General features: G+C 50.6%; 2 protein-coding genes. One reads left to right on the top strand and one right to left on the bottom strand.

Annotation, left to right across the window (positions count from 1 at the left end; translation table 11 throughout):
• Positions 1–138: 138 nt before the first annotated feature.
• Entirely contained in the window at positions 139–2,952 is a 2,814-nt protein-coding gene (locus QT987_RS25720) for a chloride channel protein (protein ID WP_333245946.1), read from the bottom strand.
• Positions 2,953–3,611: 659 nt separating this feature from the next.
• Between QT987_RS25720 and QT987_RS25715 the strand changes: the two genes are divergently transcribed.
• Positions 3,612–6,586: S8 family serine peptidase (locus QT987_RS25715; protein WP_333245944.1), on the top strand; the 2,975-nt coding region annotated here is incomplete at its 3' end.

The following is a 6,586-nucleotide window of genomic DNA, read 5'->3' as shown; positions in this document are numbered from 1 at the left end:
GTCTGGTTAGCTACGGATCGCTAATTAAAAAACTTACAATTTTAATTGTTATTGTGGGCGGGGCGGCCCGCCCGTCCAAAAAGGACGGGCGGGACGCCCATCCCACTTTCAAGAGTAGAAGTTATTTAATTATCATTCCTAAGAGGCCGATCGCACTAAAATGACTGTACAGTCGCACCCGCGCGCCACAGCTTCCGGGATGTTCCCGTGAATCACCTGCTTCAGCAGCCCTTCACGGCTCGCTCCCAGGACGATCGCATCGCACTGATCGTTCTGAGCCAAATCAATTAAAGCATCAGAAACCGATTTAGCGCAAACCGAAGTCGCTATTATCGAACAGCTAACCCTGCGCTTGATAAACTCCGCTGCTTGCTTTAATTCTCCGCGATCGGGTTCTGCAACAGAAGGCTGATGAACCTGACACAATTTAATCTCCGGTACAGCACTCGCAGCCACCAAAGCAGGTAGCAGCCGCAAAGCCGCAGCTTGCTTGTAACTGCCGCGAATAGGCACCAACCAGCGGTGCAAACCCATCAGCGTGTGCAGTCCCAATTCTGGGGCTGGAATGTCTGAATTCGGCGGGGAAAGTTCAGTCTCTGGATTCGCTGATGAATCTGAGGATATCGCCAATGGGGGATTATCTGCGCCGTCAACTTTTTCGGGATTTAACTCCCATTCTATAGACGTATATTTCCGCCCGCTGAAAGTGGCAGAAAACTCATTTTTCTTGCGTGTTGCTAATAGTTTTTCGCTCCACTTCACCAAAATAACCTCGCAGCCTGCTTGCCGAATTACGGTATCCACCACATCACCAAAAATGCGTTCTTTTGTGGATAATTCGCCTTGCCAGCCCATCAAAATCAAATCGATATGTCGCTCCTTAATTGTCTCCAAAATCGCGTTAGGCACGTCGTGAGCTACCCGTATTTGGGTGTGTACTGGCAAGTTCAAATTGCGAACAATTCGCTCGGCTTGTTGTAGCAGGCGGCGGCTTTTGGTTGTCCGCACTGCGCTTTCGGAGGGGGAACTGTTGCGCGGTACTATGATGATTTGCAGGCATTCTAATTCGTAATTACGATCGCGCGCAATCGCCGCCGCCAGCCGCAGCAAAGCGGGTGCTGTTTGGGGGTTGGAAAGCGGCACTAATAAGCGGCCGTTTCCGACTTGCGGAGCCCTGGTTTGATAGACAACATAGGAAGGTTCTGGATGCGGGCCCTGGGTTGTTTCTCCGGTGAGGCGATCGGATTCAACTCGGATAATGTCGCTGCGGGTAATAATTCCCACCAAACGCCGGCCTTCTACGACTGGCAAGCGGCTGATATTGTAGTTGTTGAGCCTGTACAATACCTCGCTTAAAGTATCCCTTGCTTTGACTGCGATCGGCTGTACAGTCATAAATTCTTTAAGCAGCGAGTTGCCGGACAAATTGCGATCGCTGGCATTTGCCAAATCGGTTTGACTGACAATTCCGACTAATTTGCCATCTTCAACTACTGGAAATCCTCGGTGGTGCGATCGCGAAAAAGCCTGCATCACTTCATCGAAAGTCAGCAGACTCGAAAGAGTTTCAACTCGGCGCTGCATCACGTCATCTGCGTGCAAGTCGCTCAAAGTATTGCTGGCAGCTTTTGCCTTTGTCAGTTGAATGCCGTTAAACTCCAAAAGGCGATCGTAAAAAGAGCCACTGTCCACCTTTTCCGCCACCAAATAAGCAACTACAGAACAGATCATCAAAGGCAGCACTAATTTGAAATCCGCCGTAATTTCAAACACAATCACTACCGCAGTAATCGGCGCCCTAGAAACCGCACAAAAAAACGCTCCCATTCCCGCCAAAGCGTAAGTTACCGGCAAACCGACACCCAGGGAATCTGCCTGCACAATTCCCACCATGTGACCGAGTGCAGAACCCATAACTAGGGCTGGGGAAAACAATCCTCCCGGAGCTCCAGAAGCAGCGGAAATAATTGTCAGAAAAAAGTGAGCTATAAAGGCAATTAAACTCGTTATGCCGCTTGCTTCGCCGGTCAGCATAAACTCCCGTAAACCCGTATGATCGCGGAAAGTTGCTGGAAGCAAAGCTATTACTGAACCGCAGATTATGCCAGCTAGAGCCATTCGCGCAGGCAAAGCTAATTTGAGCGATCGCCTGTTAAATTGCAAGCTAGCAATAATCCCTTTGGTGAACAAAGCTCCTAGCCATCCCGCTAAAACTCCTAACAGTATATAAAACGGGATTTCCTGAGCATCAAAACTGGTTTGGTACGCGCGAAGGTTCAAATTTAAACTATCGCCGCCCAAAAGCTGCGAGACAACTGCACCGATAAATGAAGCGATAATTGCAGTCCCTAAAGTCAATCCCGAAACATCGTGCAGCAGTTCTTCAACTACAAACAAAACTCCTGCAATGGGAGTATTGAAACCAGCAGCCAATCCCGCAGCAGCACCGCAAGCAATCAATTGTCGGCGGTAGTCTGGGGAAGTTGGCATCAAGTGACCTATCCAGCCGGCCAAAGATGCTCCTATTTGCACAGTCGGGCCTTGCCTGCCTAAAGTTAAACCGGAACCAACTGCTAAAATAGTCGTCAGAAGTTTGGCGACAGCTACTCGCAAATCTAAGGAAAGATTGACTCCGCCGAGAGCAGCTTTGACGTGAGGAATGCCGCTGCCGGCAGTTTCGGGAGCAAAACGCTCAACCAAGAAACCTGTCAGCAAGCCGCCGCATAAACCGACGCTGGGCAGTAATATCCAAGCTGGGATTAATGTCGAGGTAGCAACTCGCCAACTGCCGAGCCATCCGACTCCTGACTTTAGCAAAACCCCAGCGAGTCCTGAAATTAAACCGATCAGACAAGCTTCAAAAATGGCTAGGCGTTTGGGCCGTAAAAAAAGTTGAGATTTGATGACCCTGGAAGGTTCCCTAAATTGTTTAGGGATAGTTATGTACGGCATAAATAGCGTAGATGACCTGAGAATTGTCTGCTCGATCGCACTTTAGCGAAAAATCCTTCGACTTGGCAAAATATAACTAATTTTTAACCGGATGTTCACGCAAATAAACCCTGATTAATTCTATAGGTTTATAGAACCCATTTGAGATATTGCCAGCGATCGCTCATAGCAGTCGAAGAACTCATAGCAGTCGATTTACCATAACAAGTACGGAAGAACTACTTCCCTGATTTGTTGAGATTCACTTTGCTGAGGATTCTTTCGCCCATTTGACCTCTTCAATTCCAGTTACACAACACCCCTCAAAAGTCAACCCTCAACCGCCCTCATCGCCAAAGATCCGACTTTTCCGACTTATCCGACTGGAAGATCCGACTTTTCCGACTTCTACAAACAGCCACCGGCAGAAATAATAGAGATAGCGAAACTCAACCCGCGATCGCTTCGGTTCTATATGCAGTTGGATATTTGTGAACTGTAACAGGTAATTTTTATTTCCTGGGAATTAGTTGAGCGATCGCCACCAATCTATGACAAAATCTATCTTAGGGGGGATGCGGGAGAAGGCGATCTAATCTACTGTCCGATGCGATCGCCTTCTCCACGCATCCCCGATCGCTTTCAGAAACAGTTAAGAAAATTATCAGGGGAGCCTTGTTATGACTATCAAATTGCCGAACGACTTAAATGACTTAAAAGATCCCCTAGCTAAGGAGCAGTGGTGGCTGTTCAACACCGGGCAAAAAGTCCCGAATAATAGGGAAGTCGAAAATAGTCCCGGTATTGACCTCAATGTACTCCCTCTGTGGCCGTTCTATACTGGCGAAGGCATCAAAGTAGGTGTCGTCGATGATGGTGTCGATCTTCAGCACAAAGACCTGCCACCAGCCACAGGTTTGGACGCGGAAGGTAAGGAGAATAATCATGGCACCGCTGTAGCTGGCATTATTGCAGCAAAAAGAGATAAACTCGGCACTGTCGGCGTTGCTTACGGAGTAGCGAGCATCGGCAGTTTCCAGTCCAGTTTAACTCCTGGTGTTAATACCCCTAGCCTGCAAAGCCAAGTAGATTTCGACGTTTCCAACAATAGCTGGGGTGGCAGCACCCACTTTCAAGTTGCTGACGGCAATTTCAAAATCAACGATGCCCCCGGCAAAGCGATCGAAAACGCAGTCACTAACGGCCGCAACAAGTTGGGTACAGTATTTACCTGGGCCGCAGGAAACGAGCGCTTACACTATAACCCAGACAAAAATTTGCCCAACGCACAAACGCGGGGGAGAAATGCTAACTCAGGCAATTACGAGAACAATCGCTATGTAATTGCCGTAGCAGCGATCGACAATAAGGGAGTTGTCACATCTTACAGCAATCCCGGTGCGCCGCTGCTCGTCTCAGCCTTCGGCAGCGAATACCCCGCCAGTATCGCTACCGTCGATCGTATCGGCGCTGACGGCTACAACCCAGAGAAAACCCCGAATTTTAAAGACACCAACTACACCAACAACTTTAACGGCACATCCTCTGCAGCGCCGATGGTTGCCGGCGTTGCAGCCTTAATCCTGCAAGCCAATCCCAAACTCGGCTACCGCGACGTTCAGGAAATCCTGGCTTACTCCGCCCGCAAAAATCACCCCGATGCCCAGAAAGATGAGTTTGGTAAGGACGCTTGGACATTTAACGGTGCTAAAAACTGGAACGGCGGCGGACTCCACGTCAATCACGACTACGGCTTCGGATTAGTCGATGCCACAGCAGCAGTACGTTTGGCTGAAACTTGGCAGCCGCGATCGGGAACTGGCAAAAATGAAGCAGCAACTGCTGCCAATGAAAAGGTTCAAATTGCCCAATTGACCCTGCCAACACCCCTGGATATTCCCGACAATACCCCCGCAGGCATTAATCAAACTTTCAAGATTAGTCAAGGCATCAACATCGACAAGCTCGAACTAGACTTGAATATCGAGCACGGTCAATTTCAAGACTTAGTAGTCAAGCTCACATCTCCCGACAAAACCGAGAGTATAATTCTCGATCGTGTCCCTTACTACACCGAGGTCGGCGAAAAAAAAGCTGACTACGGTTTCAAAGACAAAACTCTCAACTACACCTTCAGCAGCGCCCGCCACTGGGGAGAAACCGGCCTTGGCGATTGGACTCTGAACATTTCCGATAATAGCGCCACTCCCGACCCCAAAAATACCACTCAAAATAACACTGGCAAACTCAAAGGCGCAACTTTGCGGTTGTACGGCGACGACATCATTACCGACAACACCTACATTTACACCAACGAGTTCGCCAGTTTCACCGATGCAAACGATGCTCGCAAAACTCTCAGCGACACCAACGCTGGCAACGACATCATCAACGTTGCCGCCATCAGTGAGAACGTTATCGTCAACCTAGCGCCCGGTGCACAAAGTACCCTACCCGGCCGCACAGTTACAGGACAAGAACTCTCTCCTCAAACCCTGACCATCGCCCCCGGCAGCATCATCGAAAATGCCTTTGCTGGCGAAGGAAATGACTCAATAGTCGGCAACGAAGCAGCCAACACCCTCTACGGCGGCCGCGGCAACGACACCCTCGTCGCCTCCGGTGCCGGCGACACCCTGATCGGCGGCGGCGGTAGCGATTCCCTAGTGGGAAGCAGCGGAAACACTACTTACATCCTCGATGCCAAGACAGCCAAAGGCAGCAGAATTAAAAATGTTGGTGGTGTCGCCAATAATTTAATCCTCAGCAACGCCACCCTGACAAAAACCCTCGCAGTAGGGCAGAACGGGATTGCCAAAAAAGGCAACGATTTGCTGATCGACCTCAACGCCGACGGCCAGGTAAAATCGCGGGATGATTTGACCATTGAAGACTTTTACTTGTCTGATAGCGGCCGCTTCCTAAACGTCGGCAACCTGCTTGGTAGTGACATTTTCCCGACTCCAACTCCCACGGCAACTCCGACTCCGGCGGCAACTCCGACTCCGACTCCGACTCCCACGGGAACTCCGACTCCGACTCCGACTCCGACTCCCACGGGAACTCCGACTCCGACTCCCACGGGAACTCCGACTCCGACTCCGACTCCCACGGGAACTCCGACTCCCACGGGAACTCCCACGGGAACTCCGACTCCAACTCCCACGGGAACTCCGACTCCGACTCCGACTCCCACGGGAACTCCGACTCCGACTCCAACTCCCACGGGAACTCCGACTCCAACTCCAACTCCCGCGGAAACTCCGACTCCGACTCCCACGGAAACTCCGACTCCGACTCCCACGGAAACTCCGACTCCGACTCCCACGGAAACTCCGACTCCAACTCCCACGGAAACTCCGACTCCGACTCCCACGGAAACTCCGACTCCAAGTTTAATAGCTACTCCTGGCGATGATTTCCTCGAAGGTAGCGCTCAAAACGACACCATCGATGGCCTCGGAGGTAACGATATAATCTGGGGTTATGCAGGAAATGACTCCCTCTCTGGCAGCGACGGAGATGACTACTTAAAGGGTGACGAAGGTAACGACAGCCTTTTTGGCGGCGCCGGAAAGGACATCTTAGAAGATAAATTCGGCAATAATTTGCTCTCCGGCGGCGACGGCGATGACGGAGTTTCCGGCGGCAGCGG

Source organism: Microcoleus sp. SVA1B4 (assembly GCF_036700545.1).
GTDB lineage: Bacteria > Cyanobacteriota > Cyanobacteriia > Cyanobacteriales > Microcoleaceae > Microcoleus.
This window is presented reverse-complemented; position numbering and strand designations above follow the sequence as displayed.